The sequence below is a fragment of the Gilvimarinus sp. 1_MG-2023 genome, assembly GCF_030548285.1.
In genome coordinates, this window is the sequence record NZ_JAUOSC010000302.1 from 1 (window position 1) to 382 (window position 382).

General features: G+C 49.2%; 1 protein-coding gene. It reads left to right on the forward strand.

Annotated elements, in window-relative coordinates; all coding sequences use genetic code 11:
- Positions 1-382: helix-turn-helix domain-containing protein (locus Q4563_RS16895; protein WP_303605316.1), on the forward strand; the 382-nt coding region annotated here is incomplete at both ends.

Consider the following 382-nt stretch of genomic DNA (forward strand, 5'->3'; position numbering starts at 1 on the left):
GGGGTTACACCATACCAACCCGAACATCACCCAAATGATGCGTCAGGTAGTTGAAAAACAGTTTCGCAAACTCGTCCGGGCGGGTTCACTCTGCAATCACATCCAACGTGCCCTGATCAATGGCCAGCTCAGTTTCTCGGCCACCCAGCAAACCATTGCCGAGCACTTCAATATCAGCACCCGCACTCTGAATCGCCACCTGCAACAGGAAGCGACTTCATTAAAACAACTGATCACTCAAGTACGGATAAAACAAGCCAAGCATCTGTTAACCAGCAGCAATGACAGTATCGATGCAATTGCCGTAACCCTGGGACTATCTGGCAGACGGGCGCTCGATCGTATATTTCACAAACATGAAAATATCAGTCCGGCACAGTTT